Below are 15,330 nucleotides of genomic sequence, written 5' to 3'. Positions count from 1 at the left end.
GGTGGGGGTGACCCCGCCGCCGCAAGCACCCCCATCCCCGACCCTTCCTCCTTCAAGGGGGAAGGGAGAAGGAACTCTCAATGCGCTACCTCCCCCTGACCCCTCAAGATCGCGCCGACATGCTCGGCGTCATCGGCGCGGAGACCATCGACGAGCTGTTCGTCGATGTGCCCGCCGTCGCCTATCGCAAGACGCCGGTGGACCTGCCATTCCACGCCGGCGAGCTGGAGGTCGAGCGCGAGATGCTGGCCCTGTCGCGCCGCAATCGCTCGGCCTCCGAGGGGCCGTTCTTCGTGGGGGCGGGGGCTTATCGCCACCATGTGCCGGCCACGGTGGACCACATCATCCAACGGTCGGAGTTCCTCACCAGCTACACGCCCTACCAGCCCGAGATCGCTCAGGGCACGCTGCAGGTGCTGTTCGAGTTCCAGACCCAGGTCGCCGCCCTGACGGGCATGGAAGTGGCCAACGCCTCGCTCTATGACGGCTCCACCGCCGCCGCCGAGGCGGTGATGATGGCCACCCGTGTCACCCGCCGGGGCAAGGCCGTGCTGTCGGGCGGCCTGCACCCGCACTATGTCGGCACGGTCGAGACCCTGGCCCACGCCGCCGGCGTCGCCACCGACCGCCTGGCCGCCGCGATCGACGCCGAGGACGCGGTGGTGGCGGCTATCGACGCCGACACCGCCTGCGTCGTCGTCCAGACCCCCAATGTGTTCGGCACCGCCACCGACGTGACCAAGATCGCCGCCGCCGCCCAGGCGGCCGGGGCCCTGCTGATCGTGGTGACCACGGAGGCCGTGTCCTTTGGCCTGCTGAAGTCGCCCGGCGAGATGGGCGCCGACATCGTGGTCGCCGAGGGCCAGTCGATCGGCAACGGCCTGAACTTCGGCGGCCCCTATGTCGGCCTGTTCGCCTGCAAGGAAAAATACGTCCGCCAGGCCCCCGGCCGGCTGTGCGGCGAGACCGTCGACGCCGACGGCCGTCGCGGCTTCGTCCTCACCCTGTCGACCCGCGAGCAGCACATCCGCCGCGACAAGGCCACCTCCAACATCTGCACCAACAGCGGCCTCTGCGCCCTGGCCTTCAGCATCCATATGAGCTTGCTGGGCGAGACGGGCCTGCGCCGGCTGGCCCTGATCAACCACCAGAAGGCCGTGGCTCTGCGCGACGCCCTGGCGGCCGTGCCGGGCGTCGAGATCCTGACCCCCCGGTTCTTCAACGAGTTCGCGGTGAAGCTGTCCCGCAACGCCGCCGAAGTGGTCGAGACCCTGGCCGCCAACGGCGTCATCGCCGGCGTGCCCTTCTCGCGCCTCGACCCGGCCGCCGGCCTCGACGACGTCCTGCTGGTCGCCATCACCGAGACAACGCCCGATAGCGATATCCTTCTCTTCTCCAAGGCCCTGACCAAGGTGCTGGCCCAATGAGCATGAACAACGTTGGACGGCCGACCCGTCCCGAAGCCTCGCCTGACGCCGTGAACGATTATCTTCACCCCACCCTGACCGGCGCTCGCGGGCTCCTTCAGGACGAGGCCCTGATCTTCGAACTGAACGCTTGGGACAAGACCGGCGTCGATCTGCCGGATGCTCCCCCGGCCGACGACCTTGGCGACCTGCTCCGCACCGCGCCGATCGGCCTGCCGGGCCTGTCCGAGCCCGAGGCCGTCCGCCACTATGTGCGCCTGTCCCAGAAGAACCACGCCATCGACCTGGCGCTGTATCCGCTGGGCTCGTGCACGATGAAGCACAATCCTCGCCTCAACGAGAAGATGGCCCGCCTGCCGGGCTTCTCCGACATCCATCCGTTGCAGCCGCAGTCGACGGTGCAGGGCGCGCTGGAACTGATGGACCGCCTGGCCCACTGGCTGAAGACGCTGACGGGGATGCCGGCGGTGGCGCTGAGCCCCAAGGCCGGCGCCCATGGCGAGATGTGCGGCATGCTGGCCATCCGCGCGGCCCACGAGGCCAATGGCCAGGGCCACCGCAAGACCGTGCTAGCCCCGACCAGCGCCCACGGCACCAACCCGGCCACGGCGGCTTTTGTTGGCTACACCGTGGTCGAGATCGCCCAGACCGACGACGGACGAGTCGATCTGGCCGACCTGGAGTCCAAGCTCGGCGATCACGTGGCCGCCATCATGGTCACCAACCCCAACACCTGCGGCCTGTTCGAGCGCGACGTGGTCGAGATCGCTCGGCTGACCCATGCGGCCGGGGCCTATTTCTACTGTGACGGGGCCAATTTCAACGCCATCGTCGGCCGGGTCCGCCCGGGCGACCTGGGCGTCGACGCCATGCACATCAACCTGCACAAGACCTTCTCCACTCCGCACGGTGGCGGCGGTCCGGGCGCGGGTCCGGTGGTGCTGAGCGCCGCCCTGGCGCCGTTCGCCCCCACCCCGTGGATCGTCAATCACGAACACCGCTTCACGCTTGTCGAGGAGGCGAGGGGCCCCGCCGCCCAGGCCTTTGGGCGGATGAGCGCCTTCCATGGCCAGATGGGCATGTTCGTGCGGGCCTATGCCTACATGCTCAGCCACGGGGCCGACGGCCTACGGCAGGTGGCCGAGGACGCGGTGCTGAACGCCAACTACATCAAGGCCCGCCTCAGCGACCTGATGAGCCCGGCCTTCCCGAATGGCCCCTGCATGCATGAGGCCCTGTTCGACGACACCTGGCTGGACGGCACCGGCGTCACCACCCTCGACTTCGCCAAGGCGATGATCGACGAGGGCTTCCACCCGATGACCATGTACTTCCCGCTGGTAGTTCACGGCGCCATGCTGATCGAGCCGACCGAGACCGAGAGCAAACAGGAGCTCGACCGCTTCATCTACGCCCTCCGCGCGCTCGCGGGGGCTGCGAAGGGGGGCGACGTGGAGCGCTTCAAGGGCGCGCCCTATCACGCGCCGCTCAAGCGCCTGGACGAGACTCTAGCGGCCCGAAAGCCACGCTTGAGGTGGAAACCTGTGGCCGCCGCGCCACTGGCTGCGGAATAGAGGCCACAGTCGGGTTAAGCGACAACGGGACGCCTTTACGGAGAGGCGCCCCAATCTCATATCGGGTCATGTGAGCCGAGAGGCCGGCCTGTCGCCGGGATCAAGCGGACCACGGAACCCGTTTCTTCCCGTCATGAACCTCGTCCTCGCCATGCCTTCCGTGCGTTTCTCCGCCGCCGACGAACTCGCCCGCGAGCTTCTCGGGCGGATTTCGCGCGTGGTCTTGGTGACGCTGGGCTTGATCCTGGTGGTGGCGGGCTTTCTGATCGCGCCTCTGCCCGGTCCGCTGGGCGTGCCGTTGACGGTCGGCGGGCTGATGCTGGTGCTGCGCAACTCGTTCCGGGCGCGCAAGCAGTTCGTGCGCTTCCAGCATGCCCATCCCAAGCTGCTGTTCCCGCTGCGCCGTCTGCTGCGCCGCGAGCCCGAGGTGCTGCCGGTGGCGTGGCAGCAGGTGCTGCGTATGGAGCGCCTGATCGTGCCGCATCGCTGGCGCGTGGCCAAGCGCTGGCGCCGGTCGCTCAAGCGCCGGTCTTCCGCGCACCTCGCGCACAAGCGGCGGCCGTGAGCGGCGCCGCCGAAACGCTCGCCAGGTTGCCTTCGAGGCTCTATCGCCGCCGTCGCCGTCTGGCCCTTGTCCTGCGTGAAACCGCGGGGCGCGTCGCCCGCTGGGCGGCGCTGGCCTTTGGCGTGCTCGTGCTGTTGGCCGGGGTGATCCTGACGCCACTACCGGGCCACCTGGGCCTGCCACTGCTGGTCGTCGGCCTGATGATCGTGCTGCGTAACTCGTTCCAGGCCAAGCGCCGCTTCCTGCGCTGGCAACGCCGGCACCCGAAGCTGATCTTCCCGATCCGCCGGCTGATGCGCCGTGAGCCGGAGATCATGCTGGTCGCCTGGCAGCAGTTGTTGCGGTCCGAGAAGCTGTTCCTGCGCAAGGCGTCCTGGCGGGTGCTGAAGCGTGGGCGCAAGCACATCAAGCGCCGGTGGCTGAAGAAGCAGCCGGTCTAGCGTCGGGACCCGAACTCCTCCCCCTGTGGGGGAGGTGTCGGCGACGCCGACGGAGGGGGAGTGATCGGGCAGCCAATCACAGCCCTGATCGACGACCCAAAAACTCCCCCCACCGATCGCTGCGCGATCGCCTCGTCCATAGGGGGAGGACAATACAAAAAGGGCGCGCCCCTTGCGGAGCGCGCCCTCGATGATTTCGCGAACCTGAAGCCGCTATTGCAGCTTCGTGCCGATCTGGCCGATGGCCGCGTCGACCAGGTTATCCGAGGTTCCCGCCGCCAGGCGGGCGACCAGGACCTGTTCGGCGATCTGGGCGGCGAGGTCGACGGCGGCGGCCTTGACCTCGGACTGGGCCTGGGTCTCGGCCTGGGCGATCTTGCGTTCGGCCATTTCGGCTCGGCGCTTGATCTGTTCCTCGAGCTTGGCCTTGGCTTCGATGGCCATCTGCTCGACGTCGGCCTTGGCGGCCGTCAGCATGGCGACGGCCTGGCGCTCGGACTCTTCGCGTTCGGCGCGGATGGTCGCCAGCATCGCTTCGGCTTCGGTGCGGATGCGAGCGGCCTCGTCGAGGTCGGATTGAATCTTGTTGGCGGTTTCGTCCAGCTTGCCGGCGATCATGCCCGGAGCCTTGGCCCAGATGACGATCGCCAGGAACAGGATCAGGCCGACCCCCACCCAGAATTCGGGATTGGCGATCTGCCAGAATTCGCCTTCGAAAAACGCGGGCATCAGGCGGCTCCTCCGCGCGCGGCCGAGGCGGCCTTCAGGTCGGCGTCCGAGGCGGACTTGCCGGTCAGCTTCTGGATGATGGCCATGGCCGTGTCGTTGGCCACGGCGCCGATCTGGGCCATGGCCGAGTCGCGCATGCCGGCGATCCGGGTTTCGGCTTCAGCCAGTTGCGCGGCCAGCTTTGCTTCTTCGATAGCCGAGCGTTCGGCGGCCTCGGCGGCGGCCTTGGCCCGGGCGTCGAAGGCCAGGGCTTGCGAGCGGGCGCGAGCTTCGGCCAGATCGGCGGCTGCGGCTCTGGATTGCTCCAGGGCCTCGGCCTGAACCTGACGCGCGGCCTCGAGCGCTCCGGCGATCGTGCTGGCCCGCTCGTCGATCACGCGCCGCATGCGGGGCGTGAAGACGCGGGCGATCAGCACATAGAGAATGGCGAACAGCACCAGCAAGTAGGCGATCTGCCCGCCCCAATGCTGGAACTCGAATTGCGGCAGACCGCCCGAGCCGTGCTCGGCGCCCGCCGCTTCATGGGTTGCGCCCGGCGCGGGGGAGGCCCCGGCGCCGTGGGTCGAGACCGCCGGAGCGGACTGTGTGGGATCAGCCATTACCTAAAATCGTCCGGTAGAGGGGTCGCGGGGGCGCCGGGAGCGGCGCCGCCGTCAATCAGGTCCGGCGTTAGGCCGAGTAGATCAGGATGCCCAGCACGAAGGCCAGGATGCCCAGGGCTTCGGCCAAGGCGGCGCCCACGAACAGGTTGCCGATCTGGCTGGCGGCGGCCGACGGATTGCGCAGGGCGCCCGTCAGGAAGCTGCCGAAGATGTTGCCCACGCCGATGCCGGCGCCGATCATTCCGAGGGTGGCGAGGCCGGCACCGATGAGCTTGGCGGCTGCTGCGTCCATTGTTGTCTTGTCCTAGTTGGTAAGAGGTTGGGTGGTGATGAAGAGCTTGGTCCGACCCTTAGTGGCCATGACCCAGATTGACCACATCATTGAGATAGATGCAGGTCAGAACGGCGAAGACGAAGGCCTGGAGGAAGGCCACCAGGAATTCCAGAGCGGTCAGGGCCGTGACCATGCCGATCGAGAGGGGGCCGACGAGAAGGCCGAGCAGGCCGATCTTGCCGATCACGGCCGCCGCCACGAAGCCAGCGAACACCTTGAGCGCCACGTGGCCGCCCATCATGTTGCCAAACAGACGCAGGGTGAGGGTGACGGGACGCAGCAGGAACGAGGCGAACTCGATCAGGATGATCACCGGTAGCAGCACCCACGGCACGCCCGACGGCACGAACAGCTTAAAGAAGCCCAGGCCGTGCTTGGCGAAACCGATGATCAGCACCAGGCCGATGGTCAGCACGCCAAAGGTCGCGGTGACCGCGATCTGCGAGGTGGCGGTGAAGGCCAGCATCAGACCCAGGAAGTTCATGCCCAGGATCAAAGTGAAGACCGTGAACACGAACGGGAACAGCTTGCGGCCCTCGTGGCCGATGATCGAGTCCGTCAGGTTGTCGATCAGGCCGAACACGCCCTCGCCGACCGTCTGAAGACGGCCCGGCACGACTTGCGCGTTGGAGGTCACTGCGGTCAGGAACAGGACGATCGCCGCGAAGGCGACGGTCATGGCGACGTGCGAGTTGGTGATCGCGAGATCGACCTGGCCCACCACCGGCAAGGTGATGTCCGGAAGATCGACGATCTTCTCGATCTTGAACTGATGCAACGGATCGGCCATTGGGCCTTTCGCTCCTAGTCTACTCTGGGCTTGGAGGCTTGCGATCGCGCAGCCTCTTCCGCCCTAGCCAGCGCCATCAGCCGATTGGCCGTGCGACGCGCCATGAACAACGACAAGGCAAAGCCCAGAAGGACTCCGCCGATCAAACCCCAGGGTCCGGTCTTGGCGAACCGATCGACGATCGCTCCCAGGGCCAGCCCGATGAGCACACCGCCCAGCAATTCAGCCAGGATCTTATAGGCCTGACTCGAGGCGGCCATCTCGCCGCTGTGCGATTCAGGTCGGACCGCGCTGGCCTTAAGCGCTTCTGCCCGCTCGTCGAGGCGGCGTAGCGCCTCTTCGCGCGGATCGTCAACCTTGGACATTGGGGTTGTAGGGTCCTGCGATGGCCGAGAGAGCCGTCCCCCAGACCCAGCTTGATCGCGGCGGAACCTATAGATCGCACCGCAGTGCGTCAAGTTGGAGAGAATATCCTTCAAGTGGCAGTTTTATAACGGCTTTTGGCGATATCCGCACCGACTGCGGCAAGTCGGTCCTCGAAGTCCGGATCGGCGCCGCAACGTCAACCGCGATTTCCCCGGATTTCAATGCTGGCGCTGGAATTGGCCCTGCCCTAACGCGGCGGAGCGGTCGATTGCAAGGCCTCAGGGCGTGTTTTGGGGCTTGAATTCATTTCCCTTAAGGGCGCGAAACTTGGGAGGCCGGAAGGCGGAAAATGACGGCGCTTCGAAAGTTTCGCTCGCAACGTTCGTCATACCATTCCAGTTGTTACCGCAACCATGATCGGCATGCGAAGCGCCGGCGCGAGTCCATTGAGGGAAGAACACGCCATGATCCGCCTTACCCGCACTCTGCTCGGCGCCGTGGCGCTGTGCGCGCTTGGCGCGCCCGTCCAGGCCCAGACGGTCAAGCCGCAGCCGCTGCCCGCCTACAAGAACTTCCACGCCGCGATCTACATCGCCGTCAACGACGCCAAGTCGCTGTCAGACCGAGCAACCTTCGACCGCGAGTTCGAGCGGGCCAGCCGCCAGCTGCACTTCGACAAGGTCTATCTGGAGGTCTACCGCAGCAACAACTTCTCCACAGACGAACAGATCGAGCGGGTCAAGGGCTGGTTCGAGGAACGTGGGATCAAGGTCGCCGGCGGGATCACCCTGGCGGCCGGCGGCGAGGGCGGGCAGTTCGGCACCTTCGACTACGAGAAGCCCGCCGACCGCGCCGAGTGCGAAAAGGCCGTGCGCCTGGCGGCCAAGCATTTCGACGAGGTGATCCTCGACGACTTCTTTTTCTACACTTCGAAAAGCCCCGCCGACATCGCCGCCAAGGGCGACCGGTCCTGGACCCAGTACCGGCTGGAGACCATGCGCAAGGTCAGCCAGGACCTGGTGCTCGGCCCCGCCAAGGCGGTCAATCCCAAGGTGCGGATGATCATCAAATACCCCAACTGGTACGAACACTTCCAGGGCACGGGCTACGACCTGGAAAAGCAGTCGCAGATGTTCGACGGCATCTATACCGGCACCGAGACCCGCGATCCGGTGGTCACTGATCAGTTGCTGCAACAGTACGAGAGCTATTCGATCATCCGCTATTTCGACAACATCCGCCCCGCCGGCTCTAACGGTGGCAAGGGCAATGGCGGCGGCTGGGTCGATACGTTCTCCACCCTCTATGTCGACCGCTGAGCCGAGCAGCTGTGGGACACCCTGCTGGCCAAGGCCCCTGAGATCACCCTGTTCAACTGGCGGCCGATGAACGAGGCCGAGGCCGTCGCGCCCGGCGCGCGTCCGTGGAAGGATAAGGCCACCAGCTTCGACTGGAAGGCCATGACGGCCAGCTACAAGAGCTCGGGCCAGGCCAATGATCCAGGTCCTGGCTGGGGCCGCGCGGCCGGCTATTCGCTGGAGAAGATCGACAAGGACCTGGGCCTGCTGGGCAAGCCGATTGGCATAGCAAGCTACAAGCCCTACCAATCGTCGGGCGAGGATTTCCTCCACAACTATCTGGGCAATGTCGGCATCCCGATTGAGCTGTCGCCCAACTTCCCGACCAATGCCGATGTCGCCCTGCTGACTCAGGCGGCGGCCAAGGACCCGAAGATCGTCGACAAGATCAAGGGTAACCTGCTGGCCGGCAAGACGGTGTTCATCACCTCGGGCCTGCTGGGCGCCCTGCAGGGCAAGGGGATCGAGGACATTCTCGAGGTGCGCGACACCGGCCGGAAGGTGGCCCTGCACGACTTCCTCAACGGCTATGGCGCGGGCAATGGCGAGAGCCTGAATGATCCCAAGCGCGAGACGCCGCCGGTGCTGTTTCCAGAGCTGGCCTTCTACACCAATGACAGCTGGGGGATCATTCGCGGGGTCGCCAACGCCAAGGGATTCCCGATCCTGCTGATGAACCGCTACGGCGGCGGGGTGCTCTATGTGCTGACCATGCCGGAGAACCCGGGCGACTTCTACAACCTGCCCCAGGGGGTGACGACCGAGATCAAGCGCTACCTTCAGCGTGACTTCCCGGTGCGGCTGGACGCCGCCGACCGTGTCAGCCTGTTCGCCTACGACAACGGGGCCTTCGTGGTGCAGTCGTTCCGCGACGACGATACGGCCGTGAACCTGTCGCTGCTGGGCGAGGGCGTGAAGCTGCGCGACATGACGACCGGCAAGCTGATCGAGGCCAAGCCCGCTGACGGCAGGGCCGACGCTTGGCGTCGTCAGGGCGTTCCGGTTCGCACCGAATTCGCTGCGGCCGTGGCCCCGCACAGCTACAGGGTCTACAAAATCGAGAAGTAGAGCTTCGAATGATCCCGGCGCGTCCATTTGCGCCGGGATCGTCATTGCTTTTCGCGGCGTTTTGGGGTCTTAGAAGCGCACTTTCCACCAACCAGAAGATTCATGTCGCAACTGAAAAACACCGGCTTCGCCGATCGCATCACCGCCGCCGCTGACGCCAAGAAGGCGATGCTGGCTAAGATGAAGCCGAAGCCCACCGTCACCGACCCCAACTTCGAGCAGCGTCACGTCGAGCGTGAAGCCGAGCTGGAAGCGGTCCGCGCCGCCCGCGCCGCCGTCAAGGAAGCCGCCCGCCAGGACGTTCTGGCGCGCGAGGAAGCCGCCTTGGCCGAGAAGCGCGCCGACCGTAAGGAGCGCAAGGCGCTGTCGGCCTCCGAGCAGAAGATCGCTCGCGACGCCAAGTACGCCGCCCGCAAGGCGCGCCAGAAATAATTGACTGAACGGGCCTGGTCGCGTGGTCCTGGCCCCGTCGCGGGCGGACCTCGCGGGGGCCTTAGCCATGCATGTCGATCTGGGTCTGCTGGCGACGATGTTCGCCGTGGCGGCGATCGCCGGCGCTTTCGACGCTATCGCCGGCGGCGGCGGCCTTCTGACCGTCCCGGCCTTGCTGCTGACCGGCATGAGCCCAGTCATGGCGCTGGGCACCAACAAGCTGCAGGGCGCCGTCAGCGCCATTTCCTCGACCAGCGCCTTCGCCCGGCGGGGCCTGATCGACTGGAAGACAGCCCTGCCGGTCGCCGCCTGCGCCGCTGTCGCCGGCCTGGCCGGGGCCCTGTGCGTCAGCCTGCTGTCGCCGCGCGCGTTGGCGGCTTTGGTCCCGATCCTGCTGATCGTTATCGCCCTCTATTTCGGCCTGTCGCGTGGCCTGAAGGGCGAGGACGCCCACCCGCGCCTCACCGTGCCGGTCTTCGCCTTCTGCGTGGCGCCGCTGATCGGCTTCTATGACGGGATTTTCGGACCTGGAGCGGGGGCCTTCTACATGGTGGCTATCGTCACCCTGCTGGGCTACGGCGCGCTGAAGGCCGCGGCCCACACCAAGCTGGCCAATGCAGCCTCGAACCTGGGCAGCCTGAGCCTGTTCATCTGGAAGGGCGCGGTGGTGTGGCCCATCGGCCTGACCATGGCGGTCGGGGCGTTCATCGGGGCGCAGATCGGCTCGCGGCTCGCCATGAGGTTCGGCGCCAAGCTTATCCGGCCGCTGCTGGTGGTGATGTCGTGCGCCATGGCGGTGAAGCTGCTGAGCGATCCGGGGAACCCGCTGCGGCATGCGGTGCTGGGGCTGCTTCACTAATATAAGGTCCTCCTCCTGTGGGGGAGGAATTGCCCCTACTGCGCCGCCACCAACTGCTCGGCCGTGCTCAAGTCCACGCTCACCAGCTGGCTCACCCCCCGCTCGGCCATGGTTACCCCGAACAGCCGGTCCATGCGGCTCATCGTCACCGGATTGTGCGTAATCGCGATGAACCGGGTCTTCGTCCGCCGCCGCATCTCGTCGAGCATGTTGCAATAGCGGTCGACATTGGCGTCATCCAGCGGCGCGTCGACCTCGTCGAGCACGCAGATCGGCGCCGGGTTGGCCAGGAAGACGCCGAAGATCAGGGCGCTGGCGGTCAGGGCCTGCTCGCCGCCGCTCATCAGGCTCATGCTGGCCATGCGCTTGCCGGGCGGGCAGGCGAAGATTTCCAGGCCGGCCTCCAGCGGATCGTCGTTCTCGACCAGCCGCAGCTCGGCCTGACCACCGCCGAACAGGGCCTGGAAGAGGGTCTGGAAGTGGCCGTTGATCACCTCGAAGGCGGCCAGCAGCCGCTCGCGGCCCTCGGCGTTCAGCTCTTCGATGCCGGCCCGCAGCTTGCTCACCGCGCCTGACAGGTCGGCGCGCTCGGTGCGCATGGTCTCTAGGCGGGCGGCATATTCGTTGGCTTCCTCCTCAGCCCGCAGATTGACGGGCCCGATGGCGTCGCGCTCGCGTTCAAGGGCGAAGAGATGGGCCTCGACCCCGGCGGCGTCCTTGGGCACAGCGATGGCCTCGCTCGACAGTTGACGGCCTAGCTCCTCGGGCTCCATGCGGGCCTGGTCGCGGATGTGGCCAGCGACCTCGGCGAAGCGCTCGCGGGCCCCGTCCAGGCGGGCGACCAGGGCGGCGCGCTTCTCGCGCGCGTCGCTGGCGGCCTGCTCAGCGGCGCGGGCCGCGCGGTCGGCGGTCAGTCGGTCGGTCTCGGCGGTCTCCAAGGCGTCGGAAGCCCTTGCCCGGCGATCTTCGGCGGCGGCGAACTGCTCGACGATCACCACCAGCTTCTCGGCGAGCACGGTCGGCGCCTCGCGGGCGGCCTCCAGCGCGACGGCGGCCTTCAGGCGGTCGGCGTCCAGGCTTTGCTCGCGCCGGCTCGAGGCCTCGCGGCGCTTGGTCCAGTCGCCGTGGTCGCGTTCCAGGGTCTCCAGGCGGCGCTGGCGGCCGGCGGTCTCGCGGGTCTCCTGGTCGCGGGCCGAGCGAGCGGCGGCGGCGGCCTCGCGGGCGGCGCTCGCGGCGTGGCGGGCGGCGGCGAGTTGCGGGGCCAGGTCGGCGACGCCCTCGGCGGCGGCGCTTTCGGCGCGGACGGCGGCCAGCGCGGTGTCGGCCTCGACGCGCTCGGCCTCGAAGCGGACGATGATGTCGTCCAGCGACAGGGCCCGGGCTTCGCGCTGGGCGGCCTCGCGTTCGTATCGGGTCACGATCTCGCGAGCGCCCGTCAACAGGCGCTCGGCGTCGGGCGGACCGCGGCGTTTATCGCGTAAAGCCTCTTCCACCGTGCGCAGGGCGTCGGCTGCGGTCTTCAAGACAGCGGTCGTGGCCTCGGCGCGCGGGGCGACCTGGTCGATCTCGGCCTCGACCTCGGCCAGGCGGGTGCGCTGCTCCAGGCGGACGGCGGCGGGCTTGGGCGCGTTGGCGCGGGCCACGAAACCGTCCCAGCGCCACAGGTCGCCGTCCTTGGACACCAGCCGCGCCCCGACCGGCAGGCCCTTGGCCAGGCGGTCGCCATCGGTCCGCGCCACCACCGCCACATATGACAGACGGGCGGCCAGTTCGGGCGGGGCCTTGATCAGTGGGGCCAGGGGCGTGGCGCGTTCGGGCCAGGCGACGGCGGAAGCTTCGCCGCCAGCCCAGAATGACGGCGCGCGGGAATCGAGGGCGGCTTCCAGGTCGTCGCCAAGCGCGGCCGCTAGGGCGGCGCCATAGCCCTTGTCGGGCGTCACGGCGTCCAAGGCTGGCGAGAAGCCGCTCTTGGCGCGGGGCGCGGTCAGTTGGGCCAGGCCTCGGGCCTCGGTGCGCAAGCGGCCCAGTTGGTCCTCGACCTTGCGCGCCAGATCGCGGGCCTGGGCCTCGGCGGCGGCGGTCTTTCCGCGGGCAGTCTCTGCCTCCTCCAGCGCAGCGCGGGCGGCGGCGAGACCCGCCTCTGCGTTGGCGAAGCGCTGACGGGCCTCGGCGGCGGCGGGATCGACCTCGGGACCGACAGCGGCGCGCTCGGCCTTGGCCTGGTCGAGGGCGCGAACCGTGCGGGCCAGCCGGCTCTCGGCCTCGGCCAGGCGCTGGGCGGCGGCGCGCGCGCGGGCGTCTTCGGCGGCGGCGCGGGCCGCTAGCTGCTCGACCTCGGCGTCAGCCTTGGCGCGAGCCTCTTCGGCGGCCTGGGCGGCGGCGGCCAGTTCGGGGCCTCGGGCGGGCGCGGCGGCGATCTCCTCCCGTAGTTGGGTCAGGTCAGCGTCGAGGCGCGCCAACGCCTGGACGGCGTCCTGCAGGCCCTGCGCCTCACGGGTCCGGTCGTCGTCGATGCGCGCCAGGTCGGCCGACAACCGCTCGAATTCGGCGGCGGCGGCCTGCGCCTCGCGCTCGGCCCGGTCCTTCTGGATCGCCAGTTGGCCGAGGATCGCCTGGGCGATCGAGGCTTCCTCGCGCAGCGGCGGCATGGCCGTCTCGGCGTTCAGGATCGCGGTCTGGGCCGTGGCGGCCGCGCGGGCGGTGTCTTCGACGCTGCGCGCGGCGTCGGTGGCGTCGCTCTGGGTGCGGTTGAGGTTGTCGCGCGCCTCGGTCCAGCGGGCATAGAGCACGGCGCCCTGCACGGCGCGAATCTCTGACGACAGGCGCTTGTACTTCTCGGCCTGCCTCGCTTCCCGACGAAGCCGGTTCAGGGCGACCTCCAACTCTCGCGCCACGTCATCGAGGCGCGTCAGATTGGTCTCGGCGGCGCGCAGCCGCAACTCCGCCTCATGCCGGCGGGTGTGCAGGCCCGAAACCCCGGCCGCCTCTTCCAGAATGCGGCGACGGTTCTGCGGCTTGGCGCCGATCAGTTCGCTGATCTGGCCCTGGCGGACCAAGGCCGGCGAATTGGCCCCGGTCGAGGCGTCGGCGAACAGCAGCTGGACGTCCCGCGCCCGCACCTCGCGGCCATTGATGCGGTAGGTCGAGCCCTCGCCGCGGTCGATGCGGCGCACCACTTCCAGGGTCGGATCATCATTGAACTGGGCCGGCGCGGTGCGGTCGCTGTTGTCGATGGTCAGGGTGACGTCGGCGTGGCTGCGGGCCGGGCGACCGCCGCTGCCGGCGAAAATCACGTCGTCCATGCCGCCCGCGCGCATGGCCTTGGCCGAATTGGCCCCCATCACCCAGCGCAGGGCTTCCAACAGGTTGGACTTGCCGCAGCCATTGGGTCCGACAACGCCCGTCAGACCCGGTTCGATCCGGAATTCGGTCGGTTCGACGAAGGACTTGAATCCCGAAAGGCGCAGGCGCTGGAACTGCACGGCCCGCGCCCTCCCCTCAGGCCTTGGCTGTCTTGCCGGCCGCCTTGTCGATGGCGGTCGCCAGGTCCTCGATCGATTGGCCGCCTTCGAAGCGCTGGCCATTGACGAAGAAGGTCGGGGTTACCTGCACCTGGTCGCGCTCGGCGGCTTTCTCGACCCGACCATTGATGGCGGCCAGCGCGGCCTTGTCCTGCAAGGCGGCGGTGAACTGGGCCTCGGTGAGGCCAAAGCTCTTGCCGATCTTCAGCAGTCCGCCCCACAGGTCTTCGCTCTTGTAGATGGCGTCCTGCTGGTGGAACACCGCGTCGAGAACCTGGAAATACCGGGCCGGACCCACGCGCCGGGCCAGCAGATAGCCGGCGGCGGCGAACTGGAAGGGCTCGGTCAGGAATTCCCGGAACACATAGCGCACCTTGCCCGTGTCGATGAACCGCGCCTTGAGGACCGGGAACACCTCGTTGTTCCAATGGGCGCAGTGGGTGCAGGACAGCGAGGCATATTCCACCACCTGCACCTTGGCCTTGGCGTCCCCGAGGGCCATGTCGCCGTCGGCCGGCGGCAAGGGCGCGGCGCGCGCGATCGTCGGAATGGCGATCACCGCCACGCCCGAGGCCGACCAGCCCAAGGCAGGCAGGCCCGTACCGATCAGCGCGCGCCGGTCGAGGATCATTTCGCGGCGGCCTCGGCGATGGCCGCGTCCAGTTCGACCAGCGAAGCCTCGCCGCCGTCGTCGCCATGGATCTTCTTGCCATTGACCACGAAGGTCGGGGTGCCGGTGATGTTGGCGTCCTTGCCGTATTTCTCGACGCGGGCGTTCAGGGCCTTCAGCGCCTTCTCGTCGTTGACGCAGGCGTTGAACTGCGCCTCGTTCATGCCCGACGACTGGGCGATGCGCAGCAGGCTGCCGCGATAGTCGCCCGTGGTGAACATCTCTTCCTGCGAGCGGTAGATCGAGTCCAGCACCTGGAAATACTTGTCCTTGCCGGCGCAGCGGGCCAGCAGGAAGCCGGCGGCGGCCAGTTGCGGCGGGTTGGTCAGGAACTCGCGATAGACATAGTTGATCTTGCCGGTGTCGATATATTTCGACTTGAAGGCCGGGAACACCTCGTTGTTCCAGCGACCGCAGTGGATGCACGAGGCCGAGGCATATTCCACGACCGTCACCTTGGCCTTCGGATTGCCCAGGGTCATGTCGTCGGCGTTGCTCGTCTCGGCCTTGTTGCCACAGCCCGAAAGCGCGACGGCCACGGAGGCGGAGAGGGCGACGACGGTCAGGAGCCGGCGGGTCAGCGGACGCATGGTCG

General features: G+C 67.8%; 16 protein-coding genes. 8 read left to right on the top strand and 8 right to left on the bottom strand.

What is annotated here, in order from left to right; translation table 11 throughout:
• Positions 1–80 precede the first annotated feature (80 nt).
• From gcvPA to ACP7AG_RS08260, 4 genes are all read left to right on the top strand, one after another.
• Positions 81–1,427: an aminomethyl-transferring glycine dehydrogenase subunit GcvPA gene (gene gcvPA, locus ACP7AG_RS08275; protein WP_426009786.1), complete on the top strand. Its 1,347-nt coding sequence runs from the start codon at positions 81–83 to the stop codon at positions 1,425–1,427.
• Complete coding sequence (gcvPB, locus tag ACP7AG_RS08270) at positions 1,424–3,001, top strand: aminomethyl-transferring glycine dehydrogenase subunit GcvPB (protein ID WP_426009784.1); 1,578 nt, start codon at positions 1,424–1,426, stop codon at positions 2,999–3,001. The genes gcvPA and gcvPB overlap by 4 nt, the downstream gene beginning before the upstream one ends.
• Before the next feature lie 133 nt (positions 3,002–3,134).
• Positions 3,135–3,566, top strand: coding sequence for a hypothetical protein (locus tag ACP7AG_RS08265; RefSeq protein WP_426030483.1), 432 nt, complete (start codon positions 3,135–3,137; stop codon positions 3,564–3,566).
• A complete protein-coding gene (locus ACP7AG_RS08260; RefSeq protein WP_426009782.1) occupies positions 3,563–4,006 on the top strand; it encodes a hypothetical protein in 444 nt (147 codons plus the stop codon). The genes ACP7AG_RS08265 and ACP7AG_RS08260 overlap by 4 nt, the downstream gene beginning before the upstream one ends.
• Before the next feature lie 213 nt (positions 4,007–4,219).
• Here the strand turns inward: ACP7AG_RS08260 and ACP7AG_RS08255 are convergent, their stop codons facing one another.
• From ACP7AG_RS08255 to ACP7AG_RS08235, 5 genes are all read right to left on the bottom strand, one after another.
• On the bottom strand, positions 4,220–4,735 hold the full coding sequence (locus tag ACP7AG_RS08255; RefSeq protein ID WP_426030481.1) for a F0F1 ATP synthase subunit B: 516 nt from the start codon (positions 4,733–4,735) through the stop codon (positions 4,220–4,222).
• Positions 4,735–5,334 (bottom strand): hypothetical protein, encoded by a 600-nt coding sequence (locus ACP7AG_RS08250; RefSeq protein WP_426030480.1) that lies wholly within the window; start codon positions 5,332–5,334, stop codon positions 4,735–4,737. The genes ACP7AG_RS08255 and ACP7AG_RS08250 overlap by 1 nt, the downstream gene beginning before the upstream one ends.
• A 70-nt stretch (positions 5,335–5,404) precedes the next feature.
• Positions 5,405–5,629, bottom strand: coding sequence for a F0F1 ATP synthase subunit C (locus ACP7AG_RS08245; protein WP_012288375.1), 225 nt, complete (start codon positions 5,627–5,629; stop codon positions 5,405–5,407).
• A gap of 58 nt (positions 5,630–5,687) precedes the next feature.
• Positions 5,688–6,461, bottom strand: coding sequence for a F0F1 ATP synthase subunit A (locus ACP7AG_RS08240; RefSeq protein WP_426009776.1), 774 nt, complete (start codon positions 6,459–6,461; stop codon positions 5,688–5,690).
• Positions 6,462–6,475: 14 nt separating this feature from the next.
• On the bottom strand, positions 6,476–6,826 hold the full coding sequence (locus tag ACP7AG_RS08235) for an AtpZ/AtpI family protein (protein WP_426030479.1): 351 nt from the start codon (positions 6,824–6,826) through the stop codon (positions 6,476–6,478).
• Between the two features lie 465 nt (positions 6,827–7,291).
• Between ACP7AG_RS08235 and ACP7AG_RS08230 the strand changes: the two genes are divergently transcribed.
• The 4 genes from ACP7AG_RS08230 to ACP7AG_RS08215 all read left to right on the top strand — a co-directional run bounded on the left by ACP7AG_RS08230 (position 7,292) and on the right by ACP7AG_RS08215 (position 10,544).
• Positions 7,292–8,146, top strand: a complete 855-nt coding sequence (locus tag ACP7AG_RS08230; protein WP_426030478.1) for a hypothetical protein — start codon at positions 7,292–7,294, stop codon at positions 8,144–8,146.
• A 66-nt stretch (positions 8,147–8,212) separates the two neighbouring features.
• Positions 8,213–9,253, top strand: a complete 1,041-nt coding sequence (locus ACP7AG_RS08225; protein WP_426030477.1) for a hypothetical protein — start codon at positions 8,213–8,215, stop codon at positions 9,251–9,253.
• Between the two features lie 102 nt (positions 9,254–9,355).
• Entirely contained in the window at positions 9,356–9,685 is a 330-nt protein-coding gene (locus tag ACP7AG_RS08220; protein ID WP_426009770.1) for a DUF6481 family protein, read from the top strand.
• Between the two features lie 67 nt (positions 9,686–9,752).
• Positions 9,753–10,544: a TSUP family transporter gene (locus tag ACP7AG_RS08215; RefSeq protein ID WP_426030476.1), complete on the top strand. Its 792-nt coding sequence runs from the start codon at positions 9,753–9,755 to the stop codon at positions 10,542–10,544.
• A 35-nt stretch (positions 10,545–10,579) separates the two neighbouring features.
• Here the strand turns inward: ACP7AG_RS08215 and smc are convergent, their stop codons facing one another.
• Genes smc through ACP7AG_RS08200 form a run of 3 tightly spaced genes read right to left on the bottom strand, consistent with a single transcriptional unit; the run spans position 10,580 to position 15,325 of the window.
• A complete protein-coding gene (gene smc, locus ACP7AG_RS08210) occupies positions 10,580–14,026 on the bottom strand; it encodes a chromosome segregation protein SMC (RefSeq protein ID WP_426030475.1) in 3,447 nt (1,148 codons plus the stop codon).
• 16 nt (positions 14,027–14,042) lie between these two features.
• Positions 14,043–14,696, bottom strand: a complete 654-nt coding sequence (locus ACP7AG_RS08205) for a DsbA family protein (RefSeq protein WP_426030474.1) — start codon at positions 14,694–14,696, stop codon at positions 14,043–14,045.
• Complete coding sequence (locus tag ACP7AG_RS08200) at positions 14,693–15,325, bottom strand: DsbA family protein (protein ID WP_426009765.1); 633 nt, start codon at positions 15,323–15,325, stop codon at positions 14,693–14,695. The genes ACP7AG_RS08205 and ACP7AG_RS08200 overlap by 4 nt, the downstream gene beginning before the upstream one ends.
• Positions 15,326–15,330 lie beyond the last annotated feature (5 nt).

It is taken from the genome of Caulobacter sp. DWP3-1-3b2 (genome assembly GCF_049896325.1).
GTDB lineage: Bacteria > Pseudomonadota > Alphaproteobacteria > Caulobacterales > Caulobacteraceae > Caulobacter.
Note: the sequence above shows the minus strand (reverse complement) of the source record. Positions and strands in the feature narration are given on the sequence as shown.